Source organism: Kribbella speibonae (genome assembly GCF_004331375.1).
Lineage (GTDB): Bacteria > Actinomycetota > Actinomycetes > Propionibacteriales > Kribbellaceae > Kribbella > Kribbella sindirgiensis.
This window is the reverse complement of sequence record NZ_SJKC01000003.1, coordinates 303,168-321,772: the sequence shown is the minus strand read 5'-3', so window position 1 is coordinate 321,772 and position 18,605 is coordinate 303,168. Positions and strand designations below refer to the sequence as shown.

Sequence of the window (18,605 nt, the reverse complement as noted above, 5' to 3'; positions counted from 1 at the left end):
ACAACCGCGCCGCCCGTCCCCTGCGGGACCGGGCGGCGCGGTGTTTGTATCGGGTCAGGCGAGTAGGTGGTACTGGGAGCGGGGCCAGGCCAGGAGTGCGTGGATTTGGGTGATGCCGGACTGCTGGAGGAGTTCTACCGAGCCTTCGCGGAACTTGTAGAGGTTGGTGGCGGGGTCTCGGGTGGTGTTCCAGTTGTAGTCGGCGTAGGACTGCATCGCCTTGCGGTAGCGGGGATCGGGGGCGACCGAGTCCAGGATCAGCAGGTTCTTGAACCAGATCGAGTTGAAGGCCGCGCCGTTCTTCGCGAGGATCTCGGGGGTGTTGTAGAACGCCAGCGAGGCGTTCGCGACCGACTTCGCCTCACGCAGGTAGCGGAGGTTACCCGTTGCCTTGAACAACAACACACCGGCGCCGAGCATCACGCCCTGGTTGTAGCTCCACTGCGTTTTCTCGATGTTGCCGGCGAGATCGATGTGGTCCCAGTACAGCCCGTTCGGCGCGAGCATGCAGTCCTGCGCCCACTGGTACATCCGCTGGGCCCACGTCAGGTACGACTTGTCCCGCGTCAGCAGGTACAGGTGCGCCCCGAGCTCGGCGCCCGGACCGTTCGACACCGTGTTCCGGTCCTGGCTCCACGGCGCCTGCGTCCAGTACACGCCGCCGGCGCACGGGTGCGTCGGGTCCGTGTCCCAGCCGTGGACGACGAGCGCGAAGATCTCCTTGGCACGAGCGAGTGCAGCGCGGTCACCAGTCCGCTTGAACCGCTGGATCAGGTTCAGCCCGATCCACTCGTTGTCGTCGTAGAACTTGTCGCCGCCTTGACCGTTCGGCGGCCGCACGTACGAGTCGTACCCGGTCGGCGTCGTCCCGGAGTTCCAATAGAACTCGTACGCCGCAAGTCGTCGGTCGGCTTCGGCCGAGCCCTTCCGGCCCGCACCCGGTACGCCGGCCAGGTTCTCCGCCGCGATCGCCGCCTGCGAGTACGGCCAGACGTACGAGTACGGGTTGCTCTGGTGGTTCGGGTACTCCTCCAGCAGCAGCCCCTTGCCGGCGTCGAAGTACTTGTTGATCGCGTCGTACGACGCTCGCGCCCGGGCGGCCGCGGTCGGGTCGGTGCCCGCCGCCTCACCGGCACTGGCCGTGGTCATGTTCAGCGAGCCGAGGACGGCGACCGCGAGCACTCCGGCGGCCAGCCGAGTTGATATACCAATCTTTCTGCGCATCGACCTGCTCCTCCTGGGCGGTGGTTGACAGCGATGTCATGTTCTAACCGGCGCAACGACACCCCGTCAATGGCTCAAACGAGAAGAACCCCATCACCCCTCGCTTCACTCGGGGGTTGAGGGAGAGGCCGGCGGCGGATGGGCAGTTGGTATATCAAGAAGTTCGGGCCGGGAAACTGATCCAGGCGGACCGCAGGTGCAGCCGGATCCGCACCTGATCGGCGGTCAGCACACGTTTTCCGCGCGATCCGACCGCCTCGACGGTGAGCGCCCGGCCGCCGCCCGGCCCGACGCCGGTCCGCTTCAGAACGCGGACGTAGCGGATCGAGCCGACATCGAAGACCGCCTGCATCTGCGCGGCCGTCCGGGTCACCGTCCAGGTCACGTTCGGGTTCCCGTTCTTCGGGTACGCGTCCCACGCATCCGCCTTCGTGAGCTGGTACGGCACATCCCCCGCCGCCGTCGCCCCGCCGTTCGACGAGGAGAACTCGGCGATGATCGGCTTGCCGTTGTACAGCCGGACCTGGCCCGCGGTCGCCGCGATCGCGTTGTTCGTCGACGTTTCCTCCGAGTCGTACCCGCCGTACACCTGGCAGGACGTGGTGTCGCACAAGTCATACGCTCTCCGCGCCGCGCGGGACCGGTGGAACACCGAATAGGTGCGGGCGGCAACGGCCTGCGCCTGCAACGCGGCCGGCCGCCAACTCGACACCGACTCCCGCGGTACGACGCCACGCAGGTAGTACTCGAGCGGCAGCACGTTCACCGTGTCCAGATGCGTCCCGGACACGTCGATCGCCCGCAGCGCACCGCGATACCGGCGTACGGCGCCACTCGGCAGCACAAGCCCGATCACCGCCGCGCCTTCGAACTGCGCCATCCCCGTGAATGTCTTGTAGAGCGTCCATCTCCGGGTCTTGGCGTCGTACGAGCTGACCTTCGTGCCGTGCTCGCCGTTCGGGTCGATCGACCATTGACTCCGGGTCGATGCTCTGGGCAACGGGTAGACCTTGCCGGTAGCCAGCGAGCGGATCGCGAGCCCGCTCACGGCGCCGACCCGCACACCGTCGGTGGTGTCGGCACTGACCCGGACCCGGATGCTGCCGGTCGCCTTCCCGGTGGTCGTACCCGGGTAGTAGAAGTCGAGGATCTGCTTCGCCGGCTTTCCGGCCAGCGCCGCACCCTGCGCGCCGTACTGCGACAGGCCGCGGCCGTGCCCGAATCCGCGCCCGTTGATCGTCGTGTCCGGCGCCGCGGCCGGTACGACGTCGCGGGCCTGGGCGGTCGCGCTGATCACTGTGCACGACAGAACGACGACCGCAATGGCACGTTTCCTCATAATGAGCTCCCCTCATAATGAGCCCAACTCAAAATGACCTCCCGTAGACAAGATGGACCTGGCGGTCACGCCGGTCCCAGACCAGCCAGCCGCGCTGGAACTTCTGCCGTGCTCCGCCCGCGACCTCGTAGGCGTCGGTGATCGGCAGCCCGAGCCGCGCGCTGCCGGCCCCGAGCCGCCGGTACCGGGTCCGGAAAGCGCCGGACGTGGAATGCGGGCCGGTGGCAACGGAGTAGAAGACGTCCCGGGTGCCGAAGTACGTCGCCCAGCCGGTCCGGGTTCGATGCTCGCCCCAGAACGGCTGACCGATATTCCGGAAACCGAGTTTCCGTGCGTACGCGTAGATCGGGGTCGAGAAACTGCCGCTCATCAAGGTGTTCACGCGCTGCTTCAGCCAGCCGAGCTTGTTGTACAGCTGGGTTCCCGGGCACGCTGTCGCCTTGGTGTCGCGGTGTCCGGACACCGTGTGCAGCCGGCTTCCGTCGAGCACGATCGTGGCCAGCGGCGAGCGGTAGTTGGCGTCCAGTTTCCAAGCGATGACACGCGCCGTGGACTCCAGCATCGCCGGCGGCGGTGCGGTCTGCTCGAAGTTGCCGATCACCGCGACGCCGAACGAGTTCGCGTTGAACGACGACGTGTGCGCGCCGAGCACCGGCAGCTGCGCACCGCCGTACCGGCCCTCGAAGACGCGGCCGAAGCGGTCGACGAGGAAGTTGTACCCGAGGTCGCACCAGCCGCGACTCTTCACGTGGTACGCGTACATCGCCCGCACCATCGCCGGAACCTGCGTGCGGGTGTAGTCGTTCCGATCGGCGGTGTGGTGGACGAACGCCGCCAGCACGGTCTTCGTGTACTTCGGCTGCACACACGAGGCGCCGTTGTGCGCGCGGAGCCGTTCGTCCGCACCCCAGCGTTTCCGGCTCACCATCAACGGCATCGGGTACGGCGCCCTGCTCGACGCCGCCTCGACTGTGCCGCCCGGCTCCTCGGAGTCGGAGCTCAGCACACCGGGCTGAATCAGAACCACCTTGGCGTCGCGCACCGCACCCGCAGCATTCACCGCACTGGCCTGCACACCCGTTGCATTACCAACCCACAACGGCTCGGTGCCGGCCCGCTCAATTCCTTCGGAATCCGATGGATCGGGGCCGTGTTCGTCCTCGACCTGCATCGGTTGCCACTCGGTCCATTGCCCGTCGCGCTGGACGCGGACCTTCGCCGTCACCCCCTGTACACCGAGCGGCCAGGTGATACCGACCATGCCGAACGGTGCGGTCTCGGCCCGAACGGACGGCCCGTCGAGCGGAATCTCCCGGTACGAGGGATCAGCGGAGGGAGGTAGCGGGACCAGGGCCGCCGCCGTCAGTACGAGCGGCAGGAGTCGCGCAGTCTTGCCCATGGACAGCCTTCCGGCGCGGGGACGGACAGTCGCTGGGCGGCGCGCTCCTCGATTATGCGCCGACGGTGACCGCTTTCCCGGGATTACGTCACCCTGCGTGGCGTCCACTGTCTTGAGGGATTGGATAGGCTCTCCCTAAAGCCCCCGAGAGAGGCCCGACAATGGAATTCATCCTGATCATCGCCGTGGCGGTGATCGCGGTCCTGGCGTACCGCTCGTACCGTCGGACCCAGCTGCAGACCAAGCAGCAGCACGAGATCACGGCCGCCGAGCTCGAGTCGGTGAAGCGGACCGCCGACGAGGACATCACCCGGTTCGGCGAGGAGCTGCAGGACCTCGACCTGGAAATGGTCGGCAAGGACCTCGGCGACGGCGCACGGCAGGACTACCAGCGCGCGCTGGACTCCTACGAGTCCGCGAAGCAGGCGGTCGGTCAGGTCACCGAGGCCGACCAGATCAAGCACGTGATCGAGATCCTCGAGGACGGCCGGTACGCCGCCGCGTGTGTGCGGGCCCGGGTGGCCGGCGAGCCGCTGCCGCAGCGGCGCCCGTCCTGTTTCTTCAACCCGCAGCACGGTCCCTCCGTGGTCGACGTGATGTGGGCGCCGCCAGGTGGCGCCCAGCGCGAGGTGCCGGCCTGTGCGGCCGACGCCGAGCGGGTCCGCGCCGGCGCGGAGCCGGACGTCCGCAAGGTCATGGTCGGCCCGCAGCGGGTGCCGTACTGGGAGGCCGGCCCGGCCTACTCGCCGTACGCGCAGGGCATGTTCGGTGCGCTCGGCGGTGTGATGACCGGCATGTTCCTCGGCACGATGCTCGGCGGCATGTTCGCCGGCGGCGGGTACGGCGACTACGCGGGCGGCTACGACGGCGGTGGTGAAGGCGGCGACGGCGGCGGTGACGGAGGCGGCGACGGCGGGGGCGACTACAACCCGTTCGACGGCGGCGACGGTGGCGACGGCGGCGGCTTCGACTTCGGCGGAGACTTCGGCGGCGACTTCTAGCCCCGCGCACACCAGAGCCCCGGCGGCCTGCAAGGCGGTCGCCGGGGCTCTGGCGTTGACTGAGGTCAGTCGCCGTTCAGGGGCGGCTGGCCCTCCGCGGTGCTGTTGAAGTAGACGGGGTCCTTGTAAGTGCCCGGCACCTTGCCGAGGCCCTTGATGACAGTGGCGGTGCCGTTGATGTGGCTGACCGCGTACAGGTACGCCGAGCCGCTGTCCTTGTCGATCGCGGTCAGGATCGTGCTCTGGGTCCCGCACTGGTCCGCGACCAGGGCCTCGAAGCTCCCCCAGGTGGACGCGCGGACCTTCGTGACGATCGGCTTCAGCGGCGAGGTGCGCGGGATCCGAATCGTGTAGAGGGCACCGCCGCGGGTGTTCGCGAGGAACGTGTCGTAGTTCTTCGTCTCACTGATCAGGGCCATCGCCTTGATCGAGGCGAACCCGCTCGCGGTCTCCCTGCGCGAGTTGATCCAGCGGTAGAGCACACCGGTGCCACCAAGCAGGCCGTATCGGGCACTCGCCATCACCGGGGAGCCGGGTGCCTGCTGCCAGAAGGAGTTCTCCACCATGGTGAAGTTGCCCCAGCCGGACCCGACCTTCTTGAGTTCGAACGGCTGGTTGGGGTCGCTGTGATCTGCTGCGTCGTACAGGGTGTCGTTCAGGATGACCGAACCGTAGTAGGTGCTGTTGCCGTCCGGCCCGGATCCGGTGTTGGTCCAGGTCGAGCTCGCCTTGGTGATGCCCGCCGTGAAGACGTGCGCACCGGTGCTCGGCTCGGCGGTCGGCGGCGTGGTGGCCGTGACCGAGGCGCCGCCGAAGTTGCCGGCCGCGGTGATCGATCCGACTTCGATCGTGCAGGCAGCGGTCGCGGACTTGGTCGCCGCGCTCGCCGGAAGAGTTGCCAAGGCCCCCAGCAGCACGGCGGATGCCGCCGCCGCGGAGGCTCTCTTCAAGCTCATCAGAAGAAGTTCCCTTCGTTGGTCATCGGGTCACTCGCCGAACAGCGGGGCGTTCCCCTCGGCGGTGTTCAGGAAGTAGATCGGGTCCTTGAAGTCACCGGGCACCTTGCCCAGGCCCTTGATCACGGTCGCCGCACCGTTGGCGTGACCAACGGCGTACAGGTACGCCGAACCGGTGTCCTTGTCGATCCCGGCGAGCAGCGTGCTCTGCGAACCGCACTTCTCCGCGACCAGGTACTCGAAGCCCTGCCAGGTCGACGTACGGACCTTCTTGACGACCGGCGCACCGGTCACCGGGATGTGGATCGTGTACAGCGCGCCGCCGTTCGTCGTGGCCAGGAAGGTGTCGTACGTCGCGGTCTCGCTGATCAGCGCCATCGTCTTCACCGACGAGTACCCCGGCCAGCGCATCACCTTCGCGACACTGCCCGAATAGACGTACCGGTACAGCACCCCGTCGCCGCGCAGCCGGTACTCGGCGCTGCGGCTGGTCTTGCCCCAGTAGTACGACGACTCGATCGCCTTGTAGCCGATGTACCCGACACCGCGGGACTTCAGCGAGGTGAACGGCTTGCCGGTGGAGTCCACACCGTACGAGCCGCCGTACAAGGTGCCGCTGACGATGACGTTGCCGTACACCGTGTAGTCCGCCCCGACACCCAGCGAGTTGGTCCACGTCGACGCGAGTTTCGCCAGTCCCGGCGAGAACATGTGCGGGCCGGTCGACCGCTTGACGGTGGCCGGTGAGCCGGCGGTGACCTGGGCGTTGGCCATGTCACCGCCGGCCGTGATCGAGCCGAGGTTGATCGCGCAGGCGGCGGCGGTGGCGGTCGGGGCGGCGGTCGCCGTGACGGCCGGCGCCGCCGCGAGTCCGCCGAGCAGGACGGTGGAGGCCGCGACTACGGAAGCCCGGTTCAGTTTCATCGATTTGCCTTTCAAGACGTTCACTCGCCGAAGAGCGGAGGGATGGTTTCGTCGGTCCGGAGGTGGTCGACCGGGTCGGTGAAGGTGCCGGGCACCTTGCCGAGGCCCTTGATCACGGTCGACGCACCGTTGGCGTGGCCAACGGCGTACAGGTAGGCCGAACCGGTCTCCTTGTCGATCGCGGTGAGCAGCGTGCTCTGCGTGCCGCACTTCTGGGCGACCAGGCCCTCGAAGGTCTGCCAGGTCGACGTACGGACCTTCTTCACGACCGGCAGCACCTTGGGATCGCGCGCGACCCGGATCGTGTACAGGGCACCGCCGCGGGTGTTCGCGAGGAAGGTGTCGTACGTCTTGGTCTGGCTGATCAGCGTCATCGTCTTCACCGAGGCGAAGCCGGTGTAGCGGGCCAGGTCGCCGTACTCACCGCTCCAGCGGTACATCACGCCGTCGTTGCGCAGGCCGTATGTGGCCGTCCAGTAGGGAGCGCCCGGGACGGAGTATTTCGAGGTCTGGACGACGTGGTACCCCTGCCAGCCCTTGCTGCCGTTGCTGATCCCGTTCTCCGGCGTCCCGTCGGCCTTGGTGCCGTACCAGGCCGAGTACAGCGCCGAGTTCAGCACCAGCTGACCGCTGGTGAACTTGCCGGACGGCGGGTCGAGGCGCGTGGTCCAGGTCGCGCTGAACTTGGCGACACCGGGGGTGAACAGGTGCGGGCCGGCCGTCCGCTGGGCGGTGATCGGCGCCGTCGCGGTGATATCGGTGTTGGCGATGTCACCGCCGCTCGTGATCGATCCGACGGTCATCGTGCAGGCCGCCGTGGCATTCGCGGCGGCCGGAAGAGTAGAAGTCGCGGCTGTGGCCAGTCCACCGAGCAGTACGGCGGCCGCGGTCGCGGCGGAGGCTCGTTTCGAGGTCAGGATCTTCATACCTGCCACGATGCGGCCTCCGCCGCGGAAGTTGCGTTATCTGGTGATCTTGATCGGGACGGACAGCGCGGACGGAGCCGACGCCGGGCCGAGGAGCAGCTCGCCGTTGTAGCTCTGACCGGGTGTCATCGCCTTGTTGTAGTCGACGTGCAGGGTGACCGGCGTGCCGGCCGCGACCGGTCCGCTGGGCAGGCCGCTGACGGTCAGGTCGTTGCCCTGGACCGCGTCCACGGTCAGCGGGAACGTCGGCGTACCGGTCACCGAGAACCCGTGCACCCAGATCTGGTAGTTGCCGTCCGGCGGGTTGATCAGGTCGACTGCCTCGTCTCCGGTGCCGCCGGCCGAGGAGGCGACGATCTCCGACGGCGCGAACACACCGTCGTTGTTGGCGTCCCGCACCACGAACAGGTCCACGTCGTTCGACGCGAGCGCCGTACTCACGTGCAACCGGGATGCGTGCGCCAGCGTGACGTTCTTCTTCACGCTCGCCGTCGACGGGTCGTCCGGGTTGTCCTGGTGCGCCGTCTCGGTCGTCGTACTCGGCTGGCTGAGGCCGAAGGCGTCCGCCTTCAGACCGTCCAGCGGCACGCTCGACTCGAACGTCACATCGAACCCGCCGGTGTCACCGGTCGCCGTCTGGGTGACCGACGACGGGCTGACCGACGCGCTCCCCAGCTGCACCTTGAACGGGGTGTTGAACTTGTCGCCCTGCCAGCTGACCTGGTGCAGCGCGACCGCCTGCAGCCCCTCCTGCGCCGGTGCCGTGACCACGTCGGCCGGTCCACCGGTCGCGGTGTTGAACCGCCAGGCACCCGCCCGGACGTTGGTGTTCGGACTCTTCCCGACCGTGTCGATCGTGTACGGCGCGCCGTACACGGAGTCCGGTTCGAGCTGGAAGTGATTCACCGAGCGTCCCATGATGAGCGTGTCCAGGTCGGTGTACGGACCGGAGTCCTGCCAGGTCGTGTTGGCCAGGAACTTCGTCCCCTCCGCCGGTGTCTTCGGTACGTCGAGATAGAAGAACCGCCAGTCACCGGACTCGGCCCGCCAGGTCCAGTCGTTCGCACCGAACACCGACCCGTTGTTGTAGGTCAGGTTCCGCTGCGCCTGTGCCACGTCGTCACCGCCGAACGTGATCGCCCCGGTGATCTTCCCGCTCGCGTCCTGGGCCGCCTTGGCCGCGACCGCCACGGACACCGGCACCACCATCTCGTCCGACCCGCGGCGCAGCACGACCGCACCGGAGTACATGCCGTACGGCGCGTTGCCCGGCACCTTGATCGACGCCGTGAACGACCCGTTGGCGTACCGCGGCGTACTGACCCACTTCCAGTCGGTGTTCTGGTACCAGTCGATCGAGACCTTGAAGTCCGTGACCGGGATCTTCGCGTTCTTCGCCGAGTGCTGCAGGCCGAGGAACAGGCCGTCGGCCATCCGCTGCGCCGGGTCCCGCACGTACGACTGCAACGCGTTGGCGCCGGCCCGGTGGTACATGAACCGGCTGTACTCGCCCTGCTCCATCTCCGACTTCGCGAAGTCCAGGTCGAGGAAGCCGTCGATGTTCGAGCTGGTCGTCTTGTCGGTGTGGTTGACGACGCCGTTGTGGTTCTTGTCCGTCCACAGCTTGCCGTCGTGGTTGACGTCGGTCCAGTTGTAGGTGAGCAGCCGCCACCCCTGGTCCTCGGTCAGGTTGTCGTCGCCGTCGAACTGCGACCGCGGGTACTCGAGCTTGACCACCATCAGGTCCGCGTTGCGATGCTGCTTGACCTGTTTCGTGAGGTCCATCAGATAGTCGGGCGCGTTGAAGTTGCCCGTACTCTCCTGGCTCAGATCCTTGCTGCTGAAGGAGATCGTGCTGGAGTCGGTCCGCACGAGCTGCCGGTCGCTGACCTGCCAGACGCCGTTGCCCTGCAGGTTGAACTTCTGCGTGTCGGTCCCGCCGGGCGAGATGACGTTGGCGAACACCGGGTACTCCGTACCGCGGTAGTCACCCACGCGCCATTCGGTCGGCGACACGCTCGCGCGCTTGCCCAGTGCGCTCGCGACCGCCTTGCCCGCGTCGATCGAGCCGGAGCCCTGCACGTTGGCGTCGTACCCGAGGTCCTTCGCCGAGGACTTCAGCAGATCCTGCGCGGTCGAGTAGAAGCCGGCCGGTACGGCGCCGTGGTGTGCCTTCTCGTACGCCTGGTAGACCAGTGCGGTCGCTCCCACGGCGACCGGGGTCGAGCGGCTGGTACCGCCCCAGGTCGCCCAGGCGTTCCGGCCGTCGAGGACGGTGTTCAGCGTCGCGTCACCCGGTGCGTAGGCGCCGTCGGCAACGACATCGACGCCGTTCGTGGCGTTCGCGCCGAAGCCGCGGTTCGACCAGACCATCACGTCGTTGTCGGTGATCTGGCTGGTCCGGAGCAGCGAGTCCCAGCCGGTGCCGCCGAACTGCGTCGACGCGCCGACCTCGATCCCGGTCGAGGGCGCCGCCGCCGTCGCCGTACCGAATCCTGGTGCGCCGTTGCCGGTGGAGAACAGTGCGGTGGTCTTGAAGCCGTCGTGGATCACGTCGGCTTCCTGGCTCGCGGCGTCCCAGCCGTCGTTGTCGCTGGTCGACGAGCCGTACGAGTTCGAGGTGACGTCGACGCCGCCGCGGGTGGACAGGAAGTACCCGAACTGGGTGGAGAAGTCGAAGCCCATGTAGATGTCGCCGAACGGCGCCAGCTTGGCGTTCGGGGCGCCGCCGAGCACCGCGCCGGCGTACTTGCCGCCGGGGATGTCCTTGAACGCCGGCGCCTTCCCGTTGATCACCGCCTGGCCGACGATGTTCGACGCCGTCAGCGTGCCGTGACCCTCGATCGCCGGGTCGAAGTCACCGGTCCACGCCAGCAGAGCACCGGAGCCGTACGACGTGTCCTGGACGCCGAACGCGTCGAGGCCGCCGGGGATCGGGGTCTTGCCGTCGGAGACGTAGTACAGCAGGCCGCCGGACAGGTCGGTGTAGCCGTCGCCGTTCATGTCGCGGTACGCCGCGGGCGAGGACTTGGTCACCGGCTTCTCGTCGGCGAACGAGTAGTCGTCGTCGAGGTCGACGTACACGGTGTCGTAGACGCCGGCGGTGTGCGGGTCCGTGACCAGGAAGCCCGGACGCTCGCCGTACAGCTGGAGAAGGTGGTCGTCCGGGTGGCTGCCGAGCATGACCTTGCCGGACTTGCTCCACTTCGCCGGGAAGCTGTACGTGTGCTGCTTGGTGCCGGTCGGGGCGTTGAAGTTCCGGGACGGGCCGGTCTTGGTGGCGAAGTCGACGGAGCAGGTCGTGCCGCTGACAGCGCAGGTCGCCGCGGTGGTCTTCGTGTACCAGGACAGGCCCTGGTCGACCTGGTCCGGTGCGGCCAGCCACTGCAGGGTGCCGTACGGGTCGAAGGCCTTCGGCCAGCCGTTCCAGCCGGCCTTCGCGCCGGTCTGACCGGTCCACGTCTGCCAGGTGTTCAGCAGGTCGGGGTGGCCGAAGTCGGTACCACCGTCGAGGACGCCGACGGTCACACCCTGACCGGTGAACCCGGCCTTCCAGGCGCCGGTGAAGTTGTGCGACTTGGCGTCCAGCAGGTTCTGGTTGCGGAGCTTGTCGAAGTTGGACCGGCGCAGCGGCGGCGCCTCGTCGTACGGCACGTCGTCGGACTTCACCTTGGCGAGCGCGGCCTGCTGCTCGGCCGCGGTCGGCGCCTGGTGCAGCTCCGGATCCGGGTCGGACAGCGGCTGCCCGGTGCGGGCCAGCTCGATCGGCCGGACCGCGACGACTCCGGGCGCGGCGGCCAGCTTGGGCAGCGCCTGCACCGGGATCGAGCCCATCACGAGCGCGGCGTCACCGGACTTCGCGACATGCGCGTCGTCCAGCGCCCGCTGTGCCGTGGAGGTGTCGCCCTGAACGGTCGCGAACACCGCGACGGCCGCGGTGTCACCCTTCTTGACCCGCGCCTCGAGCTTCGGGTCGAGTTTCGCCAGCGCCGCGTCGGTCGCCGACTGCACCTGCAGCGCGCCGGGCCTCGGCCCCGGCGGCGAGTGCTCACTGGTCGCGGCCTGAACGGGCATCGACATCGACGCGACGATCAGACTGCCCAGACCAACCAGGCCGGCGACGTACTTCAGGCGTCGTCTCATACTTCCCCTCCGGACGTGGAGCGGCTCCCCCGAGCCAACCGCGGGCTCAACAACCGGAGAGTAAGGCGCTGGTCACGGTTCCGGTAGCGATTGGCGGCGACGTCTTCTTTGGTTGCCGTCCACAACGGTAACTATTCGTGCCCAATACATTTCGCGGACCGGTTTCTGCCCGGAATCCCGCCCTGGAGGCCGGTTACGCTGCGTACACGTAGCACGTGCAGGTTTTCCCGCAACTTTCCGGCGGCTACCGTCGGGAGGGTGCATGAGCTCGCCATCACGGAGAGCATCGTCGAGGCGATCGTCGAGAAGATCGGCGACGGGCCGGTGGCCGTCGTCCGGCTGGAGATCGGGCGACTGTCCGGGGTGGTGACCGACTCGATCCGGTTCTGCTTCGGGATCGTGGCCGCCGGGACCGGGCTGGACGGCGCCCGGCTGGACATCGACGAGCCGTCCGGGCGGGCGTACTGTCGGGACTGCCGACGGGAGTTCGGGCTCGACGACCCGATCATGCTGTGCGCTTGCGGCAGTGCCGATCTCGACATTCTGGCCGGTCAGGAACTGCGGATCGTCTCGGTGGAGGTGCGGTGACATGTGCAGCACCTGCGGCTGCGGCGGCGAGGACGCGAGCACCAGAGTCACCCTCGTCGACGGCCCGCACCCCCACGAGCACCCTCACCCCCACGACCACACGCATGACCATGCGACCCGGTCCGTGCTGCTCGAGCAGGACATCCTCGCCAAGAACGACCTGCTCGCCGCGGCCAACCGGCACCGCCTGGCCGAGCGCGGCATCATCGCGATCAACCTGATGAGCTCCCCCGGCTCCGGCAAGACCACCCTGCTCGAGCGCACCGTCACCGACCTCGGCGACCGCCGCGAAACCCTCGTGATCGAAGGCGATCAGGAGACCTGGCTGGACGCCGAGCGGATCCGGGCGACCGGCCGCAAGGTCGTGCAGATCAACACCGGCGCCGGCTGCCACCTGGACGCGGAAATGTTCGGCCGCGGCCTGACCGAGCTCGCCCCGCCCGACGGCTCACTGGTCTTCGTCGAGAACGTCGGCAACCTGGTCTGCCCGGCCCTGTTCGACCTCGGCGAGTCGGCGCGGGTGGTGATCATCTCGGTCACCGAAGGCGCGGACAAACCGGCGAAGTACCCGTACATGTTCCGCACCGCCGACCTCGTCCTGCTGAACAAGGTCGACCTGCTCCCGTACGTCGACTTCGACGTCGACCTGTGCCTGGACCTGATCCGTCGCCTCAAGCCGGACGTCGAGCTGCTGCCCGTCTCCGCGACCCGCGGCGATGGGCTCGACGCCTGGCAGTCCTGGCTCGCGGACCGCTAACAGATCCGGGGCAGCTGCTCTCCGATCGGCGTGTCCACCACCCGAGTAGCCCCGAACGCTGTCCGCGTCACGACCATCCCCGGATGCGCCTCGACGCACTCGCCGATGATCGCCGCGTCCGCACCGAGCGGATGCGCCCGCATCGCCGCGAGGACGGTGTCCGCGTCGTCACGACCCACGATCGCGAGCAGTTTGCCCTCGTTCGCGACGTACAGCGGATCGAGTCCGAGGAACGCGCAGGCGTTGGCGACCGCCTCCGGCACCGGCAATGCGGTCTCGGTCAGCTCGACGCCGACCCCGGCCGCCTTGGCGATCTCGTTCAGCGAGGTCGCGACGCCGCCCCGCGTCGGGTCGCGCAGGGTGTGCAGGTCGAGGCAGACGGCCAGCATCGCCGCGACCAGGCCGTTCAGCGGCGCGCAGTCGCTGACCACCTCGGTGCCGAACGAGATGCCCTCCCGCACGCTCATGATCGCGATCCCGTGCACCCCGATCTGGCCGCTGACGATGACGACATCCCCTGGAACCGCCCGCTGCGGACGGATGTCGACCCCAGCCGGAACCAGCCCGACGCCGGCCGTGTTGACGTACACGCCGTCCCCGTGACCAGCGTCGACGACCTTGGTGTCACCGGTCGCGATCGTCACGCCGGCCTGCCGCGCTGCCTCGCCCAGGTCCGCCGCGATCCGGGCGACCACGGACAGATCGACGCCTTCCTCGAGGATGAAACCGCAGGACAGGTACGCCGCCTGCGCGCCGCTCATCGCGAGGTCGTTGACCGTGCCGTTCACGGCCAGGTGCCCGATGCTGCCGCCCGGGAAGAACAGCGGCTGCACCACGAACGAGTCGGTCGAGAACGCCAGCCGGGCCTCGCCGAGCGTGAACACCGCCGAGTCCGTCAGCCCGCCGAGCACCGGGTTCGCGAACGCGGGCACGAACAGATGCTCGATCAACTCACCCGACATCTGTCCGCCGCCCCCGTGGCCCATCACGACCTTCGGGTGATCGCGCAACGGCAGCGGACAGACCCATCCGTCGAAGTTCGGCGGATCGGGTAGGGAGGGATCCGGCAGCATGACGTGCTCAGCCACCGGTCGTCACCGCCTCGGCCGGCGTCTCCAGCCGGCGGTACAGGTAGTACGCGGCACAAGCGCCCTCGCTGGACACCATCGTCGCGCCGAGCGGGTTCCGCGGCGTACAGACCGTCCCGAACGCCGAGCACTCGTGCGGTTTGATCAGGCCCTGCAGGACCTCGCCGCTGCGGCACACCGTGGACTCCTCGGCGACGATGTCGCGCACCTGGAAGCGGTACTCCGCGTCGTACTCGCGGTACCGCTCGGACAGCCGCCAGCCGCTCCGCGGGATCATCCCGATCCCCCGCCAGGCCCGGTCGGTCGTCTCGAACACATCGGCCAGCATCGCCTTCGCGGCCGGGTTGCCCTCGTCCCGGACGGCGCGCTGGTAGGCGTTCTCGACCACGTGCTCGCCCTTCTCGAGCTGGCTGACCGTCCGCAGGATCCCGGCCAGGATGTCGAGCGGTTCGAACCCGGTGACGACGATCGGTACGCCGTACCTCTCGGCCAGCTCGGGATACTCCGACGTCCCCATCACGCTGCAGACGTGGCCGGCGGCGAGGAAGCCCTGAACCCGGCAGCTCGGGGACTGCATGATCGCCTCGATCGCGGGCGGGACCCGGACGTGCGAGACGAGCAGGCTGAAGTTCGGGATGCCGAGCTTCTTGGCCTGGTAGACGGTCATCGCGTTCGGCGGGGCGGTGGTCTCGAAGCCGATCCCGAAGAAGACGACCTCCTTGTCCGGGTTCTGCTGCGCGACCCGGAGCGCGTCGAGCGGCGAGTAGACGACCCGGACGTCACCGCCTTCGCTCTTGATCCGGAACAGGTCGCGGCCGCTGCCGGGCACCCGCAGCATGTCGCCGAACGAGCAGAAGATCACGCCGGGCTGGGCGGCGATCTCGAGCGCCTTGTCGATGATCTCCAGCGGCGTGACGCAGACCGGGCAGCCCGGGCCGTGGATCATCTCGACACCGTCCGGCAGCAACTGGTCGATCCCGTGCCGGACGATCGTGTGCGTCTGGCCGCCGCAGACCTCCATCATCGCCCAGGGTTTCGTCACCGTGGCGTGGATCTGCTCGACCAGCTTGCCGGCCAGCACCGGATCGCTGAACTCCTCGAGGTACTTCATTGCGAGGCCTCCCCCCACTCGGTCCCGGGCGGGCGGCGTTCGCCGGCCTGCCGCGCGGCGAGTCCCCACTGGTCGCCGAACTCCTCCTCGAGCGCCCCGAGTTTGCGGTAGAGCGCGAGCGACTGCATCGCGGACTCCTCGTCGAGGCGCTGCAACGCGAACCCGACGTGCACGATGGTGTACTCACCGACCTCCAGGTCCGGCAGGTACTCCAGGCAGACGTCCTTCAGGACGCCGCCGAAGTCCACCTGGCCCATCCGGGTCCCGTCCTCCTCGCGGATCTCCACGACCTTGCCCGGTACGGCTAGACACATGATGTTTCCCTCCCTGGGCGACGCGCCGCGACGGCCAGCTGGCCGAGGGCGAGTCCGGCATCCGTCGGCGGCACCCGGCGATGCCGCAGCACCGTGAACCCGGCCCCGGCCAATGCTCTGGTAGTTGCCGACAGCAACACTCGGTTGACGAACACGCCGCCGGACAGGGCGACCGTGGTCAGTCCGCGCGCGGCGCGGACCCGCACGGCCAGCGTCACCATCAGTTCGGCCAGGCTCTGGTGGAACCGGGCGCTCACGACGCCCGGATCCACGCCGGCCAGTACGTCGTACACCACCCCGGCCAGCACCGGGGCCGGATCGATCTCCTCCCCTGTGACCGCGAACTCGTACCCGCCGAGCTCGCGATCCGACGAGACCAGTCCTTCCAACTCGATCGCGGCCTGCGCCTCGTACCCGGCGCGATGACAGACCCCGGCCAGCGACGAGACCGCGTCGAACAACCTGCCCATACTCGACGTCGGAGCACAGGCGATGTCCTTGTCCAGTTGGGTTCTGAGCAGTTCCAGCTCCGGCCCGGCGCACGCGCGTACCGACGGCAGTCGCGGGTCCCACGGCAGGCCGGCGGCGAGCAGGTGCGACAACGCCATCCGGCAGGGGTTGCGGACACCTGCATCGCCGCCGGGGAGCGGAACGTACTTGAGGTGCGCGTAGCGCTCGAACCCGTCGTACGTGGCGAGCAGTACCTCACCACCCCACACGGCACCGTCCTCGCCGTACCCGGTCCCGTCGAACGCGAACCCGATGACGCGACCTTGATACCGGTGCTCGGCCATCACCGAGGCTAGGTGTGCATGGTGATGCTGTACGCCGACCACCGGCCGCCCGGCCGCGTGCAGTTGAGCCCATTGGCGCGACCGGTACGACGGATGCTTGTCCGTCACCAGTACCTCGGGCCGAACTCCGGTCAACTGCTCGAGGTGCTGCTCGGCCCGCTCGAACGCCTGCAGTGTCGCGAGGTCGTCCATGTCGCCGACATGCCCCGAGAGCCACGCGTATTGGCCATCGCCGAGACAGAAGGTGTTCTTCAGGTCCCCGCCGACCGCCAGCGCCGGCCGGACCGGGATCGGCAAGTCGATCGGGAACGGCGCGTACCCACGGGACCGCCGGACCGGCAACTCGCTGTCGTCGACGATCCGTACGACGGAATCGTCGCAGGGCACGTGGATCGGGCGATCGTGGCCGAGCCACGCGTCGGCCAGACCGGCCAGCCGCGTCAGTGCCTCGTCGTCGGAGGTGACGATCGGCTCACCGGACAGGTTGCCGCTCGTCATCACCAGCACACACGGACCGGGCTGGTCGAACAGCAACTCGTGCAGCGGCGTGTACGGCAGCATCACCCCGAGATCGGGGTTGCCGGGGGCAACGGCTTCGGCGACGGCCGCACCGGGCCGGCGCCGGAGCAGCACGATCGGATGCCTGCTGCCGGTGAGCAGTTGCTCCTCCGCGACGTCGACCACGGCGATCCGGCGGGCCGTGTCCAGATCGGCGGCCATCACGGCGAACGGTTTGTCCCCGCGATCTTTGCGTTTCCGCAAGGTGCTCACCACAGCCTGGTCACCGGCATCACAGACGAGATGAAAGCCGCCGAGCCCTTTCACCGCGAGGATCGCGCCGTCGATCAGCAGCGCGTGCGCGGCCGCGAGCGCGTCCTCGCCGTACGCCGTCTCGAGGCCGGGCTGGATCAGCCGCAGCCGAGGTCCGCAGGCGGGACAGGCGATCGGCTGCGCGTGGAACCTGCGGTCGACCGGATCGGCGTACTCGCGGGCGCAGTCCGGGCAGAGCGGGAAGCCGGCCATCGTGGTGGCCGGCCGGTCGTAGGGCAGGCCGGTGATGATCGTGAAGCGCGGCCCGCAGTTGGTACAGCTGATGAACGGATGCCGGTAGCGCCGGTCGGACGGATCGGCGAACTCGGCCAGGCAGTCGGCACAGGTCGCCACATCCGGCGACACCAGCGTCCGGCCCGCACCCGCCGTCGAGTCCGAGATGGCGAACTCGGTCCCGCCCACCACCGGCAGCGACTCGAGCGTCACGGACGCGACCACGGCCAGCGGCGGGGCGTCGGTCAGCACACGGTCGCCGAACGCGGCCACCGCGGCAGCCGGGCCCTCGACCTCGGCGACGACACCGCCCGCGGTGTTGCCGACCTGGCCGGACAGCCCCAGCTCGCGCGCCAGTGCGTACACGAAGGGTCGGAACCCGACGCCCTGGACCACCCCGGTGACCAGCGCCCGGCTGCGCACCCGTTCCAATTCGTTCGTGATGGTCACCCCGCCGGGCGAAGAATGGCGAATTCCGCGATCAACGGACAATTCGCACACTAAACCCGGACCCGGACCCACGCCAGACATCACGGACCGAAGATCTCGTGCACTCTGCGCAGGTCCCGCAGTCGCGGTTCGGTGTCGCCGCGCAACCACCGGCTGATGGTCCGCACCGAGACCCCGATCCGCTGCGCGGCCGCCTGCTGGGACAACCCCTGACCCCGCAGGACGCCGTTCAGCCAATCGGCGAACGGCTCCGCGGCCGGCTGCACCCGCCGGACGCCCGCACCGTGCAGTACCTCGACCTCGACACCGTCGGGAAAGATCCGCACGGTCACGTCGAACACCCCGTCCTTCGGCCCGGCCGCGGCCAGCAGGGCGGAGGTGATCGCCTGGTACAGCGCCTGACGCTCCTCCACCTCGAGCGTGATCGGCTCGAGCGCCTCCCGGACGAACTGCTCCGCGTCCGGCAGCGAACCCGGCCTGGCCGGGAAGCTCTGCGACGCCACGACCACGGGCGAGACGAACACCTCGCGATCGGGATCGTCCATTG

The 18,605-nt window shown here is 68.6% G+C and carries 15 protein-coding genes; 3 read left to right on the top strand and 12 right to left on the bottom strand.

Annotation, left to right across the window (positions count from 1 at the left end; translation table 11 throughout):
- Nucleotides 1–54: 54 nt before the first annotated feature.
- From E0H92_RS22810 to E0H92_RS22800, 3 genes are all read right to left on the bottom strand, one after another.
- Nucleotides 55–1,224, bottom strand: a complete 1,170-nt coding sequence (locus E0H92_RS22810) for a glycoside hydrolase family 76 protein (protein ID WP_131460261.1) — start codon at nt 1,222–1,224, stop codon at nt 55–57.
- A gap of 154 nt (nt 1,225–1,378) precedes the next feature.
- On the bottom strand, nt 1,379–2,563 hold the full coding sequence (locus tag E0H92_RS22805) for a SpoIID/LytB domain-containing protein (protein WP_131497655.1): 1,185 nt from the start codon (nt 2,561–2,563) through the stop codon (nt 1,379–1,381).
- 28 nt (nt 2,564–2,591) lie between these two features.
- The gene (locus E0H92_RS22800) at nt 2,592–3,962 is read right to left on the bottom strand and encodes a peptidoglycan recognition protein family protein (RefSeq protein WP_131497654.1); all 1,371 of its coding nucleotides are present in this window, start codon (nt 3,960–3,962) and stop codon (nt 2,592–2,594) included.
- A 161-nt stretch (nt 3,963–4,123) separates the two neighbouring features.
- Between E0H92_RS22800 and E0H92_RS22795 the strand changes: the two genes are divergently transcribed.
- Entirely contained in the window at nt 4,124–4,963 is an 840-nt protein-coding gene (locus E0H92_RS22795) for a hypothetical protein (protein WP_131497653.1), read from the top strand.
- 65 nt (nt 4,964–5,028) lie between these two features.
- On the opposite strand, the gene E0H92_RS22790 is transcribed toward E0H92_RS22795, so the two are convergent.
- Genes E0H92_RS22790 through E0H92_RS22775 form a run of 4 tightly spaced genes read right to left on the bottom strand, consistent with a single transcriptional unit; the run spans nt 5,029 to nt 11,912 of the window.
- Nucleotides 5,029–5,919, bottom strand: a complete 891-nt coding sequence (locus E0H92_RS22790) for a hypothetical protein (RefSeq protein ID WP_238152520.1) — start codon at nt 5,917–5,919, stop codon at nt 5,029–5,031.
- Between the two features lie 30 nt (nt 5,920–5,949).
- On the bottom strand, nt 5,950–6,843 hold the full coding sequence (locus E0H92_RS22785; protein WP_238173550.1) for a hypothetical protein: 894 nt from the start codon (nt 6,841–6,843) through the stop codon (nt 5,950–5,952).
- A gap of 20 nt (nt 6,844–6,863) precedes the next feature.
- Entirely contained in the window at nt 6,864–7,769 is a 906-nt protein-coding gene (locus E0H92_RS22780; RefSeq protein WP_238152522.1) for a hypothetical protein, read from the bottom strand.
- A 36-nt stretch (nt 7,770–7,805) separates the two neighbouring features.
- Nucleotides 7,806–11,912, bottom strand: a complete 4,107-nt coding sequence (locus E0H92_RS22775; protein WP_131497652.1) for a S8 family serine peptidase — start codon at nt 11,910–11,912, stop codon at nt 7,806–7,808.
- A gap of 258 nt (nt 11,913–12,170) precedes the next feature.
- Here E0H92_RS22775 and E0H92_RS22770 point away from each other — a divergent pair, with 258 nt between their 5' ends.
- Both E0H92_RS22770 and hypB read left to right on the top strand, forming a co-directional pair.
- Entirely contained in the window at nt 12,171–12,500 is a 330-nt protein-coding gene (locus E0H92_RS22770; RefSeq protein ID WP_131460266.1) for a hydrogenase maturation nickel metallochaperone HypA/HybF, read from the top strand.
- A 1-nt stretch (nt 12,501) separates the two neighbouring features.
- On the top strand, nt 12,502–13,257 hold the full coding sequence (hypB, locus tag E0H92_RS22765) for a hydrogenase nickel incorporation protein HypB (protein ID WP_131497651.1): 756 nt from the start codon (nt 12,502–12,504) through the stop codon (nt 13,255–13,257).
- On the opposite strand, the gene hypE is transcribed toward hypB, so the two are convergent.
- The 5 genes from hypE to E0H92_RS22740 form a co-directional block, all read right to left on the bottom strand.
- Complete coding sequence (gene hypE, locus E0H92_RS22760) at nt 13,254–14,345, bottom strand: hydrogenase expression/formation protein HypE (RefSeq protein WP_238173549.1); 1,092 nt, start codon at nt 14,343–14,345, stop codon at nt 13,254–13,256. The two genes, hypB and hypE, sit on opposite strands and share 4 nt — an antisense overlap.
- Nucleotides 14,338–15,456 (bottom strand): hydrogenase formation protein HypD, encoded by a 1,119-nt coding sequence (gene hypD, locus E0H92_RS22755; RefSeq protein ID WP_131460268.1) that lies wholly within the window; start codon nt 15,454–15,456, stop codon nt 14,338–14,340. Before hypD ends, hypE begins: the two co-directional genes overlap by 8 nt.
- Nucleotides 15,453–15,770: a HypC/HybG/HupF family hydrogenase formation chaperone gene (locus E0H92_RS22750; RefSeq protein WP_131460269.1), complete on the bottom strand. Its 318-nt coding sequence runs from the start codon at nt 15,768–15,770 to the stop codon at nt 15,453–15,455. Before E0H92_RS22750 ends, hypD begins: the two co-directional genes overlap by 4 nt.
- A complete protein-coding gene (gene hypF, locus E0H92_RS22745; RefSeq protein WP_202873778.1) occupies nt 15,761–18,058 on the bottom strand; it encodes a carbamoyltransferase HypF in 2,298 nt (765 codons plus the stop codon). Before hypF ends, E0H92_RS22750 begins: the two co-directional genes overlap by 10 nt.
- 80 nt (nt 18,059–18,138) lie before the next feature.
- Complete coding sequence (locus E0H92_RS22740; protein ID WP_165549916.1) at nt 18,139–18,603, bottom strand: helix-turn-helix domain-containing protein; 465 nt, start codon at nt 18,601–18,603, stop codon at nt 18,139–18,141.
- Nucleotides 18,604–18,605: the final 2 nt, after the last annotated feature.

Bases quoted from the DNA above. Each gene is read 5' to 3' on its own strand.
- E0H92_RS22810 (WP_131460261.1), bottom strand. From the start codon at position 1,224: ATGCGCAGAAAGATTGGTATATCAACTCGGCTGGCCGCCGGAGTGCTC.
- E0H92_RS22805 (WP_131497655.1), bottom strand. From the start codon at position 2,563: ATGAGGAAACGTGCCATTGCGGTCGTCGTTCTGTCGTGCACAGTGATC.
- E0H92_RS22800 (WP_131497654.1), bottom strand. From the start codon at position 3,962: ATGGGCAAGACTGCGCGACTCCTGCCGCTCGTACTGACGGCGGCGGCC.
- E0H92_RS22795 (WP_131497653.1), top strand. From the start codon at position 4,124: ATGGAATTCATCCTGATCATCGCCGTGGCGGTGATCGCGGTCCTGGCG.
- E0H92_RS22790 (WP_238152520.1), bottom strand. From the start codon at position 5,919: ATGAGCTTGAAGAGAGCCTCCGCGGCGGCGGCATCCGCCGTGCTGCTG.
- E0H92_RS22785 (WP_238173550.1), bottom strand. From the start codon at position 6,843: ATGAAACTGAACCGGGCTTCCGTAGTCGCGGCCTCCACCGTCCTGCTC.
- E0H92_RS22780 (WP_238152522.1), bottom strand. From the start codon at position 7,769: ATGAAGATCCTGACCTCGAAACGAGCCTCCGCCGCGACCGCGGCCGCC.
- E0H92_RS22775 (WP_131497652.1), bottom strand. From the start codon at position 11,912: ATGAGACGACGCCTGAAGTACGTCGCCGGCCTGGTTGGTCTGGGCAGT.
- hypB (WP_131497651.1), top strand. From the start codon at position 12,502: ATGTGCAGCACCTGCGGCTGCGGCGGCGAGGACGCGAGCACCAGAGTC.
- hypD (WP_131460268.1), bottom strand. From the start codon at position 15,456: ATGAAGTACCTCGAGGAGTTCAGCGATCCGGTGCTGGCCGGCAAGCTG.
- E0H92_RS22750 (WP_131460269.1), bottom strand. From the start codon at position 15,770: ATGTGTCTAGCCGTACCGGGCAAGGTCGTGGAGATCCGCGAGGAGGAC.
- E0H92_RS22740 (WP_165549916.1), bottom strand. From the start codon at position 18,603: ATGGACGATCCCGATCGCGAGGTGTTCGTCTCGCCCGTGGTCGTGGCG.